At 67.7% G+C, this 17625-nt stretch carries 16 protein-coding genes; 5 read left to right on the plus strand and 11 right to left on the minus strand.

Features of this window, described 5'->3' with window-relative positions; genetic code table 11:
- Window positions 1-91: 91 nt before the first annotated feature.
- The 3 genes from efeU (at window position 92) to VG502_RS16725 (ending at window position 4279) form a co-directional block, all read left to right on the plus strand.
- Complete coding sequence (efeU, locus tag VG502_RS16715) at window positions 92-1681, plus strand: iron uptake transporter permease EfeU (RefSeq protein ID WP_325551215.1); 1590 nt, start codon at window positions 92-94, stop codon at window positions 1679-1681.
- A gap of 115 nt (window positions 1682-1796) precedes the next feature.
- A complete protein-coding gene (gene efeO / locus VG502_RS16720; protein WP_325551461.1) occupies window positions 1797-2999 on the plus strand; it encodes an iron uptake system protein EfeO in 1203 nt (400 codons plus the stop codon).
- Window positions 2996-4279, plus strand: coding sequence for a Dyp-type peroxidase (locus VG502_RS16725; RefSeq protein WP_325551216.1), 1284 nt, complete (start codon window positions 2996-2998; stop codon window positions 4277-4279). The genes efeO and VG502_RS16725 overlap by 4 nt, the downstream gene beginning before the upstream one ends.
- Before the next feature lie 140 nt (window positions 4280-4419).
- On the opposite strand, the gene VG502_RS16730 is transcribed toward VG502_RS16725, so the two are convergent.
- The 4 genes from VG502_RS16730 to VG502_RS16745 are packed head-to-tail and all read right to left on the minus strand — an operon-like array spanning window position 4420 to window position 9096.
- A complete protein-coding gene (locus tag VG502_RS16730; RefSeq protein WP_325551217.1) occupies window positions 4420-5907 on the minus strand; it encodes a mannitol dehydrogenase family protein in 1488 nt (495 codons plus the stop codon).
- A gap of 5 nt (window positions 5908-5912) precedes the next feature.
- Window positions 5913-6779: a carbohydrate ABC transporter permease gene (locus tag VG502_RS16735; protein WP_414655754.1), complete on the minus strand. Its 867-nt coding sequence runs from the start codon at window positions 6777-6779 to the stop codon at window positions 5913-5915.
- Window positions 6779-7729, minus strand: coding sequence for a carbohydrate ABC transporter permease (locus VG502_RS16740; protein ID WP_325551218.1), 951 nt, complete (start codon window positions 7727-7729; stop codon window positions 6779-6781). The genes VG502_RS16735 and VG502_RS16740 overlap by 1 nt, the downstream gene beginning before the upstream one ends.
- Window positions 7726-9096, minus strand: a complete 1371-nt coding sequence (locus VG502_RS16745; protein WP_325551219.1) for an ABC transporter substrate-binding protein — start codon at window positions 9094-9096, stop codon at window positions 7726-7728. Before VG502_RS16745 ends, VG502_RS16740 begins: the two co-directional genes overlap by 4 nt.
- Window positions 9097-9210: 114 nt before the next feature.
- Between VG502_RS16745 and VG502_RS16750 the strand changes: the two genes are divergently transcribed.
- Together VG502_RS16750 and lpdA are read left to right on the plus strand one after the other, a co-directional pair.
- Complete coding sequence (locus tag VG502_RS16750; protein ID WP_325551220.1) at window positions 9211-10167, plus strand: sugar-binding transcriptional regulator; 957 nt, start codon at window positions 9211-9213, stop codon at window positions 10165-10167.
- A 17-nt stretch (window positions 10168-10184) separates the two neighbouring features.
- Window positions 10185-11588, plus strand: coding sequence for a dihydrolipoyl dehydrogenase (gene lpdA / locus VG502_RS16755; protein WP_325551221.1), 1404 nt, complete (start codon window positions 10185-10187; stop codon window positions 11586-11588).
- 31 nt (window positions 11589-11619) lie between these two features.
- On the opposite strand, the gene VG502_RS16760 is transcribed toward lpdA, so the two are convergent.
- The 7 genes from VG502_RS16760 to hisD all read right to left on the minus strand — a co-directional run bounded on the left by VG502_RS16760 (window position 11620) and on the right by hisD (window position 17564).
- Window positions 11620-12357, minus strand: a complete 738-nt coding sequence (locus tag VG502_RS16760; protein ID WP_325551222.1) for an SseB family protein — start codon at window positions 12355-12357, stop codon at window positions 11620-11622.
- Window positions 12354-13106 carry a bifunctional 1-(5-phosphoribosyl)-5-((5-phosphoribosylamino)methylideneamino)imidazole-4-carboxamide isomerase/phosphoribosylanthranilate isomerase PriA gene (gene priA / locus VG502_RS16765; protein WP_325551223.1) on the minus strand — a complete coding sequence of 251 codons (753 nt, stop codon included), beginning with the start codon at window positions 13104-13106 and terminating at the stop codon, window positions 12354-12356. Before priA ends, VG502_RS16760 begins: the two co-directional genes overlap by 4 nt.
- 99 nt (window positions 13107-13205) lie before the next feature.
- Window positions 13206-13838, minus strand: a complete 633-nt coding sequence (gene hisH / locus VG502_RS16770) for an imidazole glycerol phosphate synthase subunit HisH (protein WP_325551224.1) — start codon at window positions 13836-13838, stop codon at window positions 13206-13208.
- Window positions 13835-14455 carry a hypothetical protein gene (locus tag VG502_RS16775; protein WP_325551225.1) on the minus strand — a complete coding sequence of 207 codons (621 nt, stop codon included), beginning with the start codon at window positions 14453-14455 and terminating at the stop codon, window positions 13835-13837. The genes hisH and VG502_RS16775 overlap by 4 nt, the downstream gene beginning before the upstream one ends.
- 4 nt (window positions 14456-14459) lie before the next feature.
- Window positions 14460-15065 (minus strand): imidazoleglycerol-phosphate dehydratase HisB, encoded by a 606-nt coding sequence (gene hisB / locus VG502_RS16780; protein ID WP_325551226.1) that lies wholly within the window; start codon window positions 15063-15065, stop codon window positions 14460-14462.
- Window positions 15058-16221, minus strand: a complete 1164-nt coding sequence (locus VG502_RS16785; RefSeq protein ID WP_325551227.1) for a histidinol-phosphate transaminase — start codon at window positions 16219-16221, stop codon at window positions 15058-15060. The genes hisB and VG502_RS16785 overlap by 8 nt, the downstream gene beginning before the upstream one ends.
- Window positions 16218-17564: a histidinol dehydrogenase gene (hisD, locus tag VG502_RS16790; RefSeq protein WP_325551228.1), complete on the minus strand. Its 1347-nt coding sequence runs from the start codon at window positions 17562-17564 to the stop codon at window positions 16218-16220. The genes VG502_RS16785 and hisD overlap by 4 nt, the downstream gene beginning before the upstream one ends.
- Window positions 17565-17625 lie beyond the last annotated feature (61 nt).

The raw sequence follows: 17625 nt of genomic DNA on the forward strand, positions 1-17625 counted from the left end.
GCGAAGAGTGCCCGGATTTGTCGATATGGCATGAGCGTCTATGCTCGACCTGCTTAGTTAAGGCTTGCCTAATCCCCCAGAGAGGTGCTCGGTGCTCGCGACATTCGTGATCGGCCTGCGCGAAGGTCTCGAAGCGGCTCTGATCGTCGGGATCGTCGCTGCCTTCCTCAAGAAGAACGGACACCGGCTGACGGCCATGTGGCTCGGCGTCGGCGCAGGCGTCGCCATCAGCATCGCCGTCGGCGTCGCGCTCAAGATCATCGAGTCGAACCTGCCACAGCGCCAGCAGGAAATGATGGAGACGGTCATCGGCGGCGTCGCCGTCGTCTTCGTCACCGGAATGATCATCTGGATGAGCAAGCACTCCCGCGGGCTCAAGCGCGAGATCGAATCCGCGGCGCAGACCGCGCTCAGCACCGGCACCTCCCGCGCGATGGTCATCATGGCCTTCCTCGCGGTCCTGAAGGAGGGCTTCGAGTCCGCCGTCTTCCTGCTCGCGACATTCCAGGCCGCGACCAACACCGGCAGCGCGATCGCCGGCGCAGCGCTCGGCATCGGGTGCGCGGTGCTGCTCGGCCTCGGGCTCTACACCGGCGGCGTCTCGATCAACCTCGGCAAGTTCTTCAAGGCCACCAGCGCCTTCCTCATCCTCATCGCCGCCGGTCTGGTCGTCAGCGCGTTACGCACTGCGCACGAGGCGGGCTGGCTGAATGCCGGTCAGCAGCGCACCGTCGACCTGCACTGGCTGGCTCCGGTCGGGTCGATCCGGAGCGCGGTCTTCACGGGGGTTCTCGGCATACCCGCCGATCCGCGCCTGATCGAGGTGCTCGGCTGGTTCCTCTTCGTCATACCGATGACGCTGATCGTGTTCTGGCCGGCCGCGCACCGGCCCAGCGCCATACAGAGCGCACGGTTGAAACTGGCCCTCGCCGGCGCGTGCGTCGTCGGTGCGATCGCGGCGTTCGTCGCCGGACCGTCCGCGACACTGTCCACGCCGCGCCAGGTGCCGGTGGTCGACGGTGCCGGCTCGAGCGCGGGGACCATCCAGCTGAACGGCCACACCCTGCGTACGTCCGCGGGCACCGACATCGAGCTCGCCTCGAAGGGCCCGGCCGTGGTCACCGGTGTGCGCACCCGGCACCTGACCGGCGCCGCCGCCACCAAGAGCAGCACGGGAGCACCGAGGACGCTCACGCTCGCACAGGTCGCCGCGCTGAACGGCAGCCGCGTGCCGGTCGGCATGGATCCGAGCGTCAACCCCGGCCCCTACCAGGCAACCTGGCACGAGGCCGACAAGCTCGACGTCTGGACCAGCCACGGCCGCGTGTATGACGCGAACCGCACCTCGCGCACCAGCGTGACGCTCACCGGCGGCGGGTTGAGCACCGCACGGACGCTGACCATCGCCCCCGGCACGAAGGTGCCCGCCGGAGTGACCGCACCCGCAGGATCATGGTCAGTCGCCCCGTCATACACCGATGACTTCGCCACACAGCTGAATCAGTTTGCGAATGATCGTGATTCGGCGAACTTCTGGGGCCGAGTGGTCCCCCTCGCCCTGCTCGTCGCAGCGGCAGCATTCGTGATCGTCGCGCTGCGTTCGCGACGTCGTCCCCACATCGCCGGCAAGCCCGCCGGCGGTGCAACCCCGCACCCTTCGAGGAGCTCCGCACATGCTTAGGCACCCCACGAAGTTTCTCCTCCGCTTCGCTCCCCCGAATACTTCGCGGGGACCCCGCCAGAGTGGGCCCCCGATTCGTCACGTCGCCGGATCCGGTGCGGCCGTCGTACTCGCACTGAGCCTCGCTGCGTGCGGTTCGTCGTCCTCGGGCGGCAGCGCGAAGGGTTCGTCCGACGGCGGATCGGAGGGCTCGGCGAAGGGGGCCGCCGCCCCGGTGAACCACGGTGCGGCGCAGGTGAAGGTGAACCTCACGTCGGCCGGTGGCTGCGAGGTCGATCACGCGTCGGCCCCGGCCGGGCCGGTGACCTTCACGGTGACCAACAAGGACGCGACCGCCATCACCGAGATCGAGCTGCAGAGCGACCAGCGCATCCTCGGTGAGAAGGAGAACCTCGCACCCGGGCTCGCGCCGGTGAAGTTCACCGCAACGCTCTCCGGCGGCAAGTACCAGCTCTACTGCCCGGGCGCCGACAAGGAGAACGTCCCGTTCACGGTGACCGGCAAGGCAGCGGCCGTCGGGAACGGCTCGGCGTCCACGCTGCTGACGACCGGCACCAAGGGCTATGCGAAGTTCGTCAACCAGAACGCCACCGACATGGTGACGGCGGTCAAGACGCTGCAGACCGCGGTCGACAACGGTGATCTTGCCGCGGCCAAGAAGGCGTATGCCGGTGCGCGGCCGTTCTACGAGAAGATCGAGTCCGACGTCGGCGGCTTCGTCCTGCCGGGCTTCAAGCCCGGGGACAACGCCGGCAACCTGGACTACCTGATCGACATGCGCGAGTCCAACCTCGACCCGAAGGTCGGCTGGCACGGTTTCCACGCCGTCGAGCGCGATCTGTGGAAGAACGGCAAGATCACTCCGCAGACCAAGAAGTACGCCAAGGAGCTGCACACCAACGTCGCCAAGCTGGCCGGCCTGGTCAAGGGTGTCACCTACAAGCCCGAGGACCTCGCCAACGGCGCGGCCAGCCTGCTCGAGGAAGTGCAGACGAACAAGATCAAGGGCGAGGAGGAGAAGTACAGCCACACCGACCTGTCCGACTTCGCCTCGAACGTCGAGGGTGCGCAGCAGGCGTTCGCCTTCCTCAAGCCCGGCCTGCAGAAGATCGACCCCGCGCTGACCAAGAACGTCAGCAGGCAGTTCCAGAACGTGACGAACTCACTGACCCCCTACCGTGACGGCAAGGCCCTCGGCGGCTTCAAGCCGTGGACCGCGCAGCTGCGCACGACCGATGCCGCGAAGCTGAGCAAGAAGGTCCAGGCGTTGCAGGACCCGCTGTCGCGTATCGCGCAGAAGGTGGCGACCGCAGGTTGAGCAAGACGTCGAAGCCCACCGGAACACACACCGAGTCCACCGGACTCCCCCGTCGTCGCCTCTTCCAGGGCGCGGTCGGCGGGGCGGCGGTCGGTGCGCTGGCGGTCGGCGGTTCGTGGGGACTGGACGCGTCGCGCGCCAACCCGGCGGATGCGGCCGACAAGGACGCCGTCGACCTGACGACGCAGTACCCGTTCTACGACCAGGCGGAGCCGGTCGGGATCCGGACACCGCCGCAGCGCTACTCGATCTTCATGACGTTCGACATGAGCGACGGGACGTTGCGGACCGATCTGCAGTCGCTGCTCGCGCGCTGGACCGCGGCCAGTGCGCAATTGATGCACGCCCAGCCGATCGGTCAGGTGCAGCCGCACTCCGACGCCGGTGTCGGCGGTGACACCGGCGAGGCACTCGGCCTCGACGCTGCGAGCCTCACCGTCACGATCGGCCTCGGCCCGTCGCTCTTCGACGACCGCTTCGACCTGGCCGCCAAGCGACCGCGTCTGCTGCACAAGCTTCCTGCCCTGCCGAGTGACAATCTGACCGCCGCCACAAGCGACGGCGACCTCTCGGTGCAGGTCTGCGCGGATGATCCGCAGGTCTGCTACCACGCCATACGCAACATGGCCCGTATGGCGCGAGACGTGGTCCAAACCCGTTGGACCGTCATGGGATTCGGCCGCGCGTCGGCCGGCACGGGGCAGCAGACGCCACGCAACCTCTTCGGTTTCAAGGACGGCACCCGCAACGTCAGCACGGATGCCGACTTCGACAAGCACGTCTGGCTGAAGGACGCCGGCTGGATGACCGGCGGCACCTATCAGGTGGTCCGCAAGATCGAGATGAACATCGAGACCTGGGACGCGGACCGGGTCAGCGACCAGGAGCGCATCTTCGGCCGCGGCAAGATGCACGGCGAGCCGTTGACCGGCAAGGTCGAGCACGACAATCCGCACTTCTCAGCCCGGGGCAAGGACGGCAAGCCGGTCATCGCCCCGACCTCGCACATCGCGCTGGCCGCGCACGAGAACAACGGCGGCGTCAAGATCCTGCGGCGCGGCTACAACTACACCGACGGCATCAACGAGTTCGGGCAGCTCGACGCCGGGCTGCTGTTCGTCTGCTACCAGAACGACCCCGCGCACTTCGTGCAACTGCAGCGCAAGCTCGGAGCCGCCGACCTGCTCAACGAATACGTCAAGCACGTCGGGTCGGGCCTGTTCGCCATACCCCCGTCGCCGAAGTCCGGTCACTACATCGGCGAGCAACTCTTCACCTGACCCGGTGCCCTCCCCCTGCCGAGAGGACACCCGCTCACCGAGAGGACACGCAAATCGAGCCTGGAACGGCCGATTTGCGTGTCCTCTCAGTGTGTTGGGTGTCCTCTCGGCAGAGAGGGGCGCGCTGACCCTCCGCCGGATCAGTCGGCGAGGCGGGTGATCGTGTCGCGCAACGTGGCCGCGGCACCGTTGTCGTGCAACGACTTCAGCGCCGCGAGGTATGGCGTCGTGAACGCCTCCTGCTCCGCGAGGTCGCCGAACAGGCTGGGATCGCGGATGAACGCCAGCGGGTCCTCGCCCTGCTTCGCCGCCGCCGCCATCACCTGCTCCTTCCGGTGGTCGACGATGTCGATCATCCCGCCCTGCTCGTCGACGCCCTCGGCATACCGCGCCCAGGACGCGACCACCAGTGCCGCCCGCTCGACCGGGCGACCCGCGGCGAGGTCCTCGCGGATCACCGGCACCAGCCACTTCGGGATGCGGTCACTGCTCTCGGCACACAACCGGGCCAGCGTGTCGCGGATCTCGGGGTTCGCGAAGCGTGCCACCAGGTCGTGCTCGTATGCCGTGAGGTCGACGCCGGGCACCTCGGGCAGCGTCGGCTCGCCCTCGTTCTTCATGTAGCCCAGCAGGAACCGCGCGAACTCCTCGTCCTGCGCGACTTCATGCGCATAGCGGTAGCCGGCGAGGTAGCCGAGGTAGCACAGCGCCTGATGGCTGGCGTTGAGCAGCCGCAACTTCATCAGCTCGTAGGGCATCACGTCCGGGACGACCTGGACACCGGCATCGTCCAACGGCGGTCGGCCCGTGGGGAATTCGTCCTCGAGCACCCACTGCGTGAACGGCTCGGTGACCACCGGCCAGCCATCCTGTATGCCGAACTCCTCCGCCAGGCGCTGGATGTCCTCGTCGGTCGTGACGGGGGTGATCCGGTCGACCATGCAGTTGGGGAAGGACACGTTGTCCGCGATCCACTCCCCCAACTCGAGGTTCTTCAGCTTCGCGAAGGCCGTGATCGTCCCGCGGGCGACATCGCCGTTGCCGGGCAGGTTGTCGCACGTCATCACCGTGAACGGTGCGACACCTGCCTCACGACGTCGGCGCAGCGCCTCAACGATGAAGCCGAATGCCGTTGTCGGAACAGCATTTTCAACGAGGTCGGGTTGGATCGACGGATGGTGCGGGTCGAACTCCCCGGTCACCTGGTCGACCAGGTAACTGCCCTCGGTGATGGTCAGCGAGACGATCCGGGTGGCCGGGTCGCTCATCACCTCCAGCACGGCGTCCGGCTGTGTCGGTGCGTGCAGCAACTCGCGGATCGACCCGATTACCCGCGGCTCCAGGCGCCCGTCCGGGTGCTTGATCACCAGCGTGTAGAGACCGTCCTGCGCGTTGAGCGTCTCGACGATCCGGTCGTCCTTCGGCAGGACGCCGACGCCGGTGAACGCCCAGTCGCGGGCCTCACCGTCGGAGAGCAACGTGTCGACATACATCGCCTGATGCGCCCGGTGGAAACCACCGACGCCCAGGTGGACGATGCCGGTGGTGAGCGCCGACCTGTCGTATGACGGCACCACCACCCGCGAATCGAGCGAATCAATAGTGGCTGCAGACAGTTTGGTAGCCATCCGAGTCACCGTACCGCGCCCATGGACAGGCCCTGGACCAGCTTGTCCTGTGCCGCGAATCCGGCAGCAAGGACGGGCAACGACACCACGAACGACGCGGCACAGACCTGCGCGAGGAACAAGCCCTGGCTGGTCACGAACCCGGTCAGGAAGACCGGTGCCGTCTCCGCGCGGGTGCCGGTGAGGACACGGGCGAAGAGCAACTCGTTCCAGCTGAAGATGAAGCAGATCAGCGCCGCCGAGGCGATACCGGGCATGATGACCGGCGCGATGATCTCGCGAAGTGTCCGCATCAGCCCGGCTCCGTCGACCTGGGCCGCCTCCAGCATCTCGGCCGGGATCTCGGCGAGGAACGACCGCAACATCCAGACGGCGATCGGCAGGTTCATCGAGGTGTAGAGAAGGACCAGCAGCCAGATGTTGTCGAGGAAGTGGATCTTCTCCGCGAACAGATAGACCGGCAGCAGCGCCGCGACGACCGGCATGAACTTGGTGGACAGGAAGAAGAAGAGCACGTCGCTCCACTTCTTCACCGGCCGGATCGACAAGGCGTATGCCGCGGGAAGTGCCAGACACAGCACGAGGATCGTGCTGATGACGCTGGCGGTCAGCGAGTTGAGGATCGGCGGCCACGGGTTGCTGCCGAAGAACGACTTGTATCCCTGAACACTGAACGACGCCAACACTTTCGGCGGATTCGTCGCAGCATCCGTTTCGGAGTGGAACGACGTCCAGATCATCCACACGACGGGGAAGACGAACAGCACGGAGATGATCCACGTCGCGCCGGTCAGCAACACTCCGGCGCGTTTCTTCTTCCCGCCGGCGGCCAGCATCTGTGGCCCGGCCTGAGCTTCCTTGACGGTAGTCATTATCGCGTCTCCTCCCGGAACAGGCTCAGCACGGTGCGCAGCGCAAAGGTCGCGATGATGATCGTGCCGATCACCACGATCACGCCCGCTGCGGACGCGGTGCCGTAATCATGTGCGGAATAGAAGGTTTGGTAGATGTAGTACGGCAGGTTGGCCGTGCCCAGACCACCAGAGGTGATGGTGAAGACCGAGTCGAAGTTCTGGACGATGTAGATCGCGCCGAGCAGCCCGGACAACTCGATGTACTGCCGCAGGTGCGGCAGCGTCATGTTGGTGAAGATCTGCCAGCTCGAGGCACCGTCGATCCGCGCGGCTTCGACCACGTCCATCGGCCGGCTCTGCAGACCGGCCAGCAGGATGAGCATCATGAATGGCGTCCACTGCCAGACCAACGAGACGATGATCGCGATCAGTGGATGGTCGCTGATCCAGTCCGGTTGCGGCGCGCTGTCGCCGAGGATCCACTTGAGGACACCGTTGAACAAGCCGTACTGCGCGTTGTAAAGCGCGTGCTTCCACAGCAGTGCGGCCGCGACCGGCACGATCAGGAAGGGCGTGATCATCAACGTCCGTGCCACACTGCGGCCGCGGAACTTGCGATCCAGCAGCAGCGCGACGGCCAGGCCGAGCACCAGGCTGACCAGGACGACCCCGACCGTGAGCGCGATGGTGACCAGGATCGCCGAGCGCGCGTCGACGTCGGTCAGGACCGACTTGAAGTTGTCGACTCCGGCGAAGCCACGGTCGTTCGGGTAGTACGCGTTCCAGTGCATGAACGAGATGACCAGCGTCGCCACGAAGGGGATCTGGGTGACGATGATCATGAACACCAGGGCCGGCAGCAACGGCGCCCGGCGCGCCCAGGCGCCGGACCTTGCGAGCGCCTTGCTCGGCTTCTTCGGTTGCTGCTGCGTCGAAGTCGTCGCGCCGTTCTCGACTGCGCTGCTCATTTGCCGGCCCTCCTGCGGTAGTCGGCCGCCACATCCTGCGCCCGTTCCTGGCCCTTGTTCAGTGCGCTGTCGACCGACATCTTGCCCGCGATCGCGGAACTGATGTCCTGGCTCACCTCGGTGCCGAGGTTGGTGAACTCGGGTATGTCGACGAACTGGATGCCCGGCACCGGTCGCGGCTGGACACCGGGGTTGTTCGGATCTGCCGTCTTGATGGCATTGAGCGTCGGGGTGGCGAAGGAGCTGGCGACCTTCAGGTAGTGCGGGTCGGCATACAACGACCTGCGGAAACCGGACGGGACCTGGGACCAGCCGAACTTCGAGGCGGCCTGCTTCGCGTAGCCCTTGCCGCTGGCCCAGGAGATGAACTTCCAGGCGTCACTCTTCTTGGAGCTGGCCGACTCGATCGACCAGGCCCAGGAGTACAGCCATCCCGAGGTCTTGGTCTTGACCACCGGTGCGGGGGCGTAACCGATCTTGCCCTTGACCGGGCTGCCGTCGGCCTCCAGCGATCCGGCTGCGGACGTGGCGTCGTACCACATGGCGACCGAACCCTGGGTCAGATCGTTGAGGCACTCGGTGAAGCCGGCCTGCGCGGCGCCGGGCTCGCCGTGCTTGCGGACGAGGTTCACGTAGAAGTTGGTCGCCTTCTTGAATGCCGGCGCGTTGACCTCGGCCTGCCAGTCCTTGGTGAACCAGGTGCCGCCGAACGTGTTGACCACCGTGGTCAGCGGCGCGAAGACCTGACCCCAGCCGGGCTGACCGCGCAGGCAGATGCCGCGCATCCCCCTGCGGTTGTCGATCTTCGCGGCGATGTCGGCGACCTGCTGCCAGGTCGGCTTGGCCGGCATCTTGACGCCCTTGGCGGCCAGCACGTCCTTGCGGTACATCAGGAACGACGACTCACCGTAGAACGGCTCGCCATACACCTTCCCCTTGACGCTGAGCGCCGCCCGCATCGAGGGCAGGATGTCCTGCTGGTCGAATCCGGGGTCCTTGGCCAGGTAGGAGTTCATCGGCGCGACCCAGCCGCTCTTGGCGTAGATCGGGATCTCGAAGTTGGACAGCGTGGCCACGTCGTACTGGCCGGCCTGCGCCGAGAACTCCTGGCTCGCCTTGTCGCGCAGGTCGTCCTCGGGAAGCACCGTGTAATTGACCTTGATGCCGGTCTTCTTGGTGAAGTACTTGTTGGTGATCTTCTGCAGATCGATCATCTGCGGGTTGTTCACCATCAGCACGTTGATGGTGTGGCTACCACCGCCACCACCTCCGCCGCCCCACCCGGCCGCCGCCCCGCAGCCGGTCACCGTGCTCATCGCAACGGCCCCGGCAGCGAGCACGGCGATCCGTCTCCTGCGAGCAGTCATGCGTCCTCCTGTTTAGCTCAAATGAGCGCTTCGGTGCGCAGATGAGTAGTAGTGTGACACAGACAACACGCCCTTGGGGGGATTCAGGAGGGACCAATGGAAAATGACGGCGCGATGAGCACGACCCGGAACGGCCGCATCGACTCCGACCGGGAACACGAACTGCTCGCCACTGTCGCACGCCGGTTCTACCTGCAGGACGAGTCCAAGATCGCCATCGGCAAGGACCTCGGACTGTCCCGCTTCAAGGTCGCCCGGCTCCTCGAGACGGCGCGCGCGAAGGGGATCGTCCGCATCGAGATCCTCGGCGAGCCGAGCGTGGACTACGCACTGTCCCAAGCACTTTCGCAGGCGCTGGACATCGACGGAGCCCTCGTCGTACGCACCCACGAAGGCCAGTCCTCCGGTGAGACGCGCCGCGATCTGGGCGCCGTGGCAGCAGCCGAGATAACCCGGCTGCTGACCGCGAAGGACGTGCTCGGCCTGCCGTGGTCCCGCAGTGTCGCGGCCACGGTCGGCGCCCTGCGCAACCTGCCGCCGGTGCCGATCGTGCAGTTGTCCGGCGCGCTGGCTATCCCCGATCTGCACTCGCCGGTCGACCTGGTGCGCTCCGCGGCCAACCTGAGCGGCGGCACCGCGCACCACTTCTACGCACCGCTGGTCGCGGCCGATCCGGACAGCGCCCGGATGCTGCGCCGGCAGCCCGGTGTGAGCGAGGCGAATTCCCACATCCCAGAGGTGACGCTGGCGGTCGTGGGCATCGGCGGCTGGGCTGCTGGGGAGTCGACGCTCTTCGACCTCGCGACCGGTGCCGAGCGCAGTGCCATGCGCAAGGCCGGCGCCATCGGCGAGATCTGCGGGATCTTCATCGACGCCGCCGGGAACTGCGTGGAGGGAGGTCTGGCCGACCGCATCATCACCCTGTCCGACGAGCAGCTCATCGGCATACCGACCGTCATCGGCCTGGTCACCGGCACCGCCCGCGCGCCGGTCGTGCGCGCCGCCATCGCCGGCAAGAGGGTCAACCGTCTGGTGGTGGACGCACCGCTTGCTCTGGAGCTGCTGCGGTAGGGCTATCGTTACGAAGCGTGGCACAACACTTTGACGTCGTCGTCCTCGGTGCAGGCCCCGGTGGGTATGTCGCAGCGATCCGCGCGAGCCAACTCGGCCTCAAGACCGCAATCATCGAAAAGCAGTACTGGGGCGGTGTGTGCCTCAATGTGGGCTGTATCCCGTCCAAGGCGCTGCTGCGCAATGCGGAGATCGCGCACATCCTCACCAAGGAGGCCAAGACCTTCGGCATCTCCGGTGAGGTCTCAATGGACTTCGGCACCGCGTGGAAGCGCAGCCGTGGTGTCGCGGACGCCAGCGCCAAGGGCGTGCACTACCTGATGAAGAAGAACTCGATCACCGAGATCGAGGGCACCGGCACCTTCACCGATGCGCACACGATCCAGGTCGAGCTGAGCTCCGGCGGGAGTGACACGGTGACCGCCGACAACATCATCATCGGCACGGGCGCGCAGACCCGGCTGATCCCGGGCACCGAGTTGTCCGAGCGCGTGGTCACCTACGAGGAGCAGATCCTCACCGAGGACCTGCCGAAGTCGATCATCATCGCCGGTTCCGGCGCGATCGGCGTCGAATTCGCCTACGTCCTGGCCAATTACGGCGTCGACGTGACGATCGTCGAATTCCTGGACCGCATGGTGCCGACCGAGGACGCCGATGTGTCCAAGGAGCTGCTGCGGCACTACAAGAAGCTCGGCGTGAAGGTCATGCTGTCGACCAAGGTCGAGACGATCGAGGACAACGGTTCCGGTCCGGTCAAGGTGACCGTCTCCCCCGCGGCCGGCGGCGACTCCACCGTGCTCGAGGCCGACAAGGTGCTACAGGCCATCGGCTTCGCACCCCGCGTCGAGGGCTACGGCCTGGACGCCACCGGTGTGCAGCTGACCGACCGCGGCGCGATCGCCGTCGACGAACGCGGCCGCACCAACGTCGAGGGCGTCTATGCCATCGGTGACGTCACCGGCAAGCTGATGCTGGCGCACACCGCAGAGGCGATGGGCGTTGTCGCCGCCGAGACGATCGCCGGCGCCGAGACCGTCGAGATCGACTTCGACATGATCCCGCGGGCGACCTTCTGCCAGCCGCAGATCGCGTCGTTCGGATACTCCGAGGCACAGGCCAAGGACAAGGGGTATGACGTGAAGACCGCGTCGTTCCCGTTCTCCGCCAACGGCAAGGCCCGCGGTATGGCGGAGACCGCCGGCTTCGTAAAGATCGTGGCGGACGCCAAGCACAACGAGCTGCTGGGTGCCCACCTCATCGGCCCCGAGGTGACCGAGCTGCTGCCGGCCCTCACCCTGGCGCAGAAGTGGGACCTGACCGCGGACGAGATCGCCCGCAACGTCTTCGCCCACCCGACGCTGTCCGAGGCCATGAAGGAAGCCATCGAGGGCATCGTCGGCCACATGATCAACCTCTGACCGGACGTCGGCGGTCGGGTGGGGTCGCCCGTCAGTTCGCGGTGACGATCGAGAAGGTCAGACCGTCGATCCGTGCCCTGGTCTCGCCGTCGGTGGCGATCTGCTCCCCCACCCGGCGGGCCAGGGCCTGTAGCTCCGGCTGTGTCAGACCCGGTTGCACCGCGAGCACGACACGCAGCTCGCCGGGTGTGCCACCCTCTTCGCAGCGGACTTCGGCAATGTCCGTCTCGTCGAGCACGGACTTCGAAACAGCTTGGCGCACATGGTCGTCCAGGTGTGGCGGCTGCCACGTCGACCGCTGCGCGAGTGCCCAGACCATGCTCGGACGCAGCACCAGCGAGCGGCCGGCGACGTCCAGCACCATCACATCGCACCGCTCGGAGATCGCGGCCTGAGCTGCCAGGTCGGCACGCACCGGCGACGGGCGCGCCTCGGGATCCCACGCCGCCATCTCCGCCAGGCTGGTGAAGACGGGCAATGCCCGCTCCCCGCTCGGAGCCTCGAGCGTCACGACCGCCATATCGGTACTTTTCTCCACCGGCAGGTCGCCGGAGTCGTCGACCTCGGCGAGCGCGGCCACGATCGGCACGAGGAGCCGGGACTCCGCCAGCGCCGCCATCAGCGCCGCCTCGTCGGCGGGCGATTCGAGCGCTGCGGCGAGCTGCTCGGGAACGGACCCGTCGTCGTCGTCGAATCCGGTGCCCGCCAGCGAGCGACCGGAGAACGTCTGACCGGCCGAATCGGCGTGCGGCAGGTGACCGTCGCTCATTCGTCGCCGCTCGGGCGGCCGGCGAGGTCCAGTGCGTCACCGAGCTCGAAAGCTCCCTTGTAGAGCGCGGATCCGACGATCGCACCCTCGACGCCCTCGGGCACCAGTTCACGAAGGGCTCGTATGTCGTCCAGCGTCGAGACCCCACCCGACGCGACCACCGGGCGGTCGGTGCGGCTGCACACCTCCTGCAGCAGCTTGAGATTCGGGCCCTGCAGCATGCCGTCCTTGGCGACGTCGGTGACGACGTAGCGCGCGCAGCCCTCTCGGTCGAGCCGCTCGAGCGTCTCCCACAGGTCGCCACCCTCCTTGGTCCAGCCCCGAGCGGCCAGCGTGGTCCCCCGGACGTCGAGTCCGACGGCGATCCGGTCACCGTGCTCGGCGATCGCCTGCGCGGTCCACTCCGGGTCCTCCAGTGCGGCCGTGCCGAGATTGACCCGGCGACAGCCGGTCGCGAGCGCCGCCGTCAGCGACGCCTCGTTCCGTATGCCGCCCGACAACTCGACCAACATGTCGAGCTGTCCGATGATGTCGCCGAGCAGTTCGGCGTTGCTGCCGCGCCCGAACGCCGCGTCGAGGTCGACCAGGTGCAGCCACTCCGCTCCCGCGTCCTGCCATGCGAGGGCTGCGGCCAGCGGGTCACCGAACTGTCCACCGGTGCCTGCCACGCCCTGGACGAGCTGCACGGCCTGGCCACCGGCGACGTCAACTGCCGGCAACAACTCCAGTCGCGGCGATTGGTCAACCATCGAAAACTCCTCGTGTTGAATGCATTCCAAAGTGTGAGTGACGAAGCACGATCTCGATACGCCTGCTCCGTGCCCCGTCCATCCGACCCGCAGGACCGGTCATAGGCTGCGCAGCCAGTTGCCCACCAGTTGGGCTCCGGCGTCGCCGGACTTCTCGGGGTGGAACTGCGTGCCGGCGAGCACGCCGTCCTCGATCGCCGCGACGAAGGTGGAGCCGTGCTCCGCGGTGGTCACCTGCGGTGCACCGCCGACGCGGCTCTCGAGAAGCTGTCGGGCGGCATACGAGTGGACGAAGTAGAACCGCTCGTCCTCGATGCCCTCGAGCAGCACCGAGCCCGGTGCGGGCGTGACGTGCGACCAGCCCATGTGTGGAACCACCGGCGCATCGAGGCGCTCGACGATGCCCGCGAAGTGCCCGAGCCCCGGCGGCGGTGGCTGGATGGAGGTCGGCTCGGTCGAGCCGTCGAACAGCACCTGGAACCCGACGCACACCCCCAGGACCGGGCGTGCCAGGCGCAGTCGCTCGGCGATGATCTCGGCGCCGCCGGCGGCACGCAGGCCGGTCATGCACGCGTGGAACGCGCCCACCCCGGGCACATAGAGGCCGTCGGCGCGCAACGCTGCCTGCCGATCGGCGGTCAGCTCGACGTCGGCGCCCACCCGCTCGAGCATCCGCACGACGGAGCGCACGTTGCCGCTGCCGTAGTCGAGCACCACTACCTGTCGTGTCACAACTGCTCCAACTCGCTGCGAATCTCTTTGTCTTCCTTGGTGACTCGCGAGAAGCGTTCAACTGCCTTCGCCGTCGGCTCGACCAGCGCAGCACCTTCGGCATCCTTGACCTGGCCGCTGAGCAACCGCTCACCGGGCAACGCCAGCGCGCCCATCAGGTCGGCGAGCACGTCATCGAGTAATGCCGTTCGGTCGGTGAGGATCTCTCGCAACGCACGGACGGACTCGGGCACCACACCCGCAGCCATCGCCATGTCCCCGGGGCGTGCGGCCGGTAGTCCGGGCAGGTTGGACACGCCGTCCCCACGCTCCCAGACCAGCCAGCGCGGCAGCGCCCGCCAGCCGCGGGGATGCACCACGATCACGGCGCGCTCGTCCAGCCGGAAGAAGCCGATGGCCGCCCGCATCCGGGACGGCACCCGACGGGCGAGCAACACGCGCACCGCATCGTCATACGGACTGCTCGCCGGCGAGGGACCACCCGGCACGACTGCGGTCCAGCCGGCCAGCGGGACGACGTATGACGGCACGATGCCCTGCCGCACCCAGGCGGATGCGGTCTTGGCGTCGCCGTGCAGGAGAAGCGCCCCCGAACGCCGCGTGGTGCCACGGGGCATGTGCTTACAGGGCTCCCTTGGCGCTCGGGATGCCGACGACGCGCGGGTCCTTGGCGATCGCGGCACGCAGCGCGCGAGCGACGGCCTTGAACTGCGCCTCGACGATGTGGTGCGGGTCGCGGCCGGACAGCACCCGCACGTGCAGGGCGATCGCCGCGTGGTGGCCGAAGCTCTCCAGCACGTGTTGCGTGAGTGAACCGGTGTAGGTGCCGCCGATGATCGCGTAGATCTGGCCCTCGGGCTCACCGGTGTGCACGACGTAGGGACGACCGGCGACGTCGACCACCGCATGAACCAGCGCCTCGTCCAACGGCACGGTGGCGTCACCGAACCGGGCTATCCCGCTCTTGTCGCCGAGCGCCTCACGGACGGCCTGCCCGAGCACGATCGCGGTGTCCTCGACGGTGTGGTGGGCGTCGACGTCGAGGTCGCCGGTCGCCTTGACCCGCAGGTCGATCAGGCTGTGCTTGGCGAAACTCTCGAGCATGTGGTCGTAGAACCGCACGCCGGTGGACACCTCGCTGGTGCCGGTGCCGTCCAGATCGACCGACAGGTCGATCTGGCTCTCCTTGGTCGCGCGCTCGATGTGCGCAGTGCGGTGCTCAGTCATCGGTGTCTCCTCCGCTGGGTTTCGATACGGGCTCGTTCCTCGCCCTACTCAACCCGCGATCGGTTGTCACGGCGCTCAAGGCTTGCAGCACGGCGTGGTTCTCGTCGGGGGTGCCGGCGGTGATGCGCAGGTGGTGCGGAATGCCGACGTCGCGCACCAGCACACCCCGGTCGAGCAGGGCCTGCCAGGTGGCGGCCGCATCCTCGAAGCCACCGACGAGCACGAAATTGGCGTCGCTCGGCACTGGTTGCAGCCCCAGCTCCGTGCAGCCGGCCACCAGCTCGTCGCGGGTGGTCTTGATCTGCTCGACCATCGCCAGCATCGTGTCGGTGTGCTCCAGCGCCGCGCACGCGACGGCCTGCGTCACCGACGACAGGTGGTAGGGCAACCGCACCAGACGCAGCAGATCGGTGAATTCCGGTGTTGCTGCGAGGTATCCGAGCCGGGCGCCGGCGAACGCGAACGCCTTCGACATCGTCCGGCTGACCACCAGCCGCTCGCGCCCGGGCAGCAGCGACACCGCACTCGGCGTGCCGGGCCGGGCGAACTCGGTGTAGGCCTCGTCCACCACGACGATCGCGCTATCGGTCGCGTCATAGACCCGCCGGACGACGTCGATGTCCAGCGCGGTGCCGGTCGGGTTGTTCGGCGAGCAGAGGAAGATCACAGCCGGGTCGTGGCGGCGCGTCTGCTCGACGGCCAGGTCGGCGTCGATGTCGAAGTGCGTCGGGTCCGCGTCACGCAGCCCGTCGACCCACGTCGTGCCGTTGCGCTCACTGATCAGCGGGTGCATCGAGTAGGACGGGGTGAACCCGAGTGCGGTGCGGCCGGACCCGCCGAACGCTTGCACGATGTGCTGCAGCACTTCGTTGGAGCCGTTCGCCGCCCAGATCTGCTCCGCGGTCACGGGCTCCCCCGTGGTGCGCTGCAGGTATGCCGCCAAAAGGCCTCGCAGCCGGGCGAATTCGCGGTCCGGGTAGCGGTTGAGCGATGCCGCGACCTCGGTCACGTCACGCGTGATCTGGTCGACGACTTCTTGCGGGACGGCGTATGACGACTCGTTGGTGTTGACCGCCACCGGCACGTCGAGTTGCGGGGCGCCATACGGCGTCTGGCCGCGCAACTCGGGACGGACCAGTGCCTGCAGGGAGCTCACGACTTCTCTTCGAATCGCGCTGTCACCGCGGCGCCGTGCGCCGGCAGGTCCTCGGCGGTCGAGAGCGTCACCACGGTGTCGGCGATGTCCGCGAGCGCCTCGCGCGAGTAGTCGATGACGTGGATCCCGCGCAGGAAGGACTGCACCGACAGCCCGCCGCTGTGGCAGGCACAGCCGCCGGTGGGCAGCACGTGGTTGGAGCCGGCCGCGTAGTCGCCCAGGCTGACCGGCGCGTAGTCGCCGACGAAGATCGCACCGGCGTTGCGGATCCGGGCCGCCACGCCGGCCGCGTCGCGGGTCTGGATCTCGAGGTGCTCTGCGGCATACGCGTCGACGACCCGGACACCCTCATCGACGCCGTCGACCAGGACGATGCCGGACTGCGGTCCGGCGAGCGCGGTGCGCACCCGCTCGACGTGCTTGGTGGTCGCGACCCGCTCCTTCAGGGCCTGCTCGACCTTGGCGGCCAGTGCCTCGCTGTCGGTGACCAGCACCGACGCGGCGAGTTCGTCGTGCTCGGCCTGGCTGATCAGGTCGGCCGCGACCAGCTGCGGGTCGGCCGTCTCATCGGCGAGGATCGCGATCTCGGTCGGGCCGGCCTCGGCATCGATGCCGATCGTGCCCAGCAGCAGCCGCTTGGCGGCAGCGACGTAGACGTTGCCCGGACCCGTCACCAGGTTGACCGGCTCGCAGACGGTCTCGCCCGCGGCGTCGAGTGCGCCATACGCGAACATCGCGACGGCCTGGGCGCCACCGACGGCGTAGACCTCGTCGACGCCGAGCAGTGCGCACGCCGCGAGGATGGTCGGGTCGGGGTAGCCGATGAAGTCACCGGTGTTGGAGCGCTGCGGCGGGCTGGCAACGGCGAGCGAGCCGACGCCCGCGATCTGCGCGGGCACGACGTTCATGACCACACTGCTGGGGTAGACGGCCTGGCCACCCGGCACGTAGAGGCCGACCCGCTCCACCGGCAGGTGCCGCTCGGTGACCGTGCCACCGGGCACGACCTCGGTCACACTCTCGGTGCGGCGCTGTGCCTCGTGCACGATGCGCGCGCGGCGGATCGACTCGTTCAGCGCGTCGCGCAGGGCGGGGTCGAGCTGCTCGAGTGCCGCGTCGATGACCTCGGCGGGCACCCGCAGCGAGGGGGGCCGCACGCCGTCGAACTTCTCGTCCAGGTCGAGCACGGCCTCGGCGCCGCCGGCATGAACCTGCTCGCAGATGGGTCGCACGATGTCGAGTGCGGCCTCCACGTCGAGTTCGGCTCGGGGCAGCGTGTTGCGCAGAGTGCGGGCGTCCAGATCGCGAAGCGCCGCACCACGCAGGTCAAGGCGATTGATCACGGGTCGATTCTAGTTGCGGCAGATGACCGCCTCGGCAGCCGTCCGGTTCGCGGACCACCCG

This window comes from Flexivirga sp., from assembly GCF_035551235.1.
GTDB lineage: Bacteria > Actinomycetota > Actinomycetes > Actinomycetales > Dermatophilaceae > Flexivirga.

Bases quoted from the DNA above. Each gene is read 5' to 3' on its own strand.
- VG502_RS16730 (WP_325551217.1), bottom strand. From the start codon at position 5,907: ATGGCTACCAAACTGTCTGCAGCCACTATTGATTCGCTCGATTCGCGG.
- VG502_RS16735 (WP_414655754.1), bottom strand. From the start codon at position 6,779: ATGACTACCGTCAAGGAAGCTCAGGCCGGGCCACAGATGCTGGCCGCC.
- VG502_RS16740 (WP_325551218.1), bottom strand. From the start codon at position 7,729: ATGAGCAGCGCAGTCGAGAACGGCGCGACGACTTCGACGCAGCAGCAA.
- VG502_RS16745 (WP_325551219.1), bottom strand. From the start codon at position 9,096: ATGACTGCTCGCAGGAGACGGATCGCCGTGCTCGCTGCCGGGGCCGTT.
- VG502_RS16750 (WP_325551220.1), top strand. From the start codon at position 9,211: ATGAGCACGACCCGGAACGGCCGCATCGACTCCGACCGGGAACACGAA.
- VG502_RS16760 (WP_325551222.1), bottom strand. From the start codon at position 12,357: ATGAGCGACGGTCACCTGCCGCACGCCGATTCGGCCGGTCAGACGTTC.
- priA (WP_325551223.1), bottom strand. From the start codon at position 13,106: ATGGTTGACCAATCGCCGCGACTGGAGTTGTTGCCGGCAGTTGACGTC.
- VG502_RS16775 (WP_325551225.1), bottom strand. From the start codon at position 14,455: ATGCCCCGTGGCACCACGCGGCGTTCGGGGGCGCTTCTCCTGCACGGC.
- hisB (WP_325551226.1), bottom strand. From the start codon at position 15,065: ATGACTGAGCACCGCACTGCGCACATCGAGCGCGCGACCAAGGAGAGC.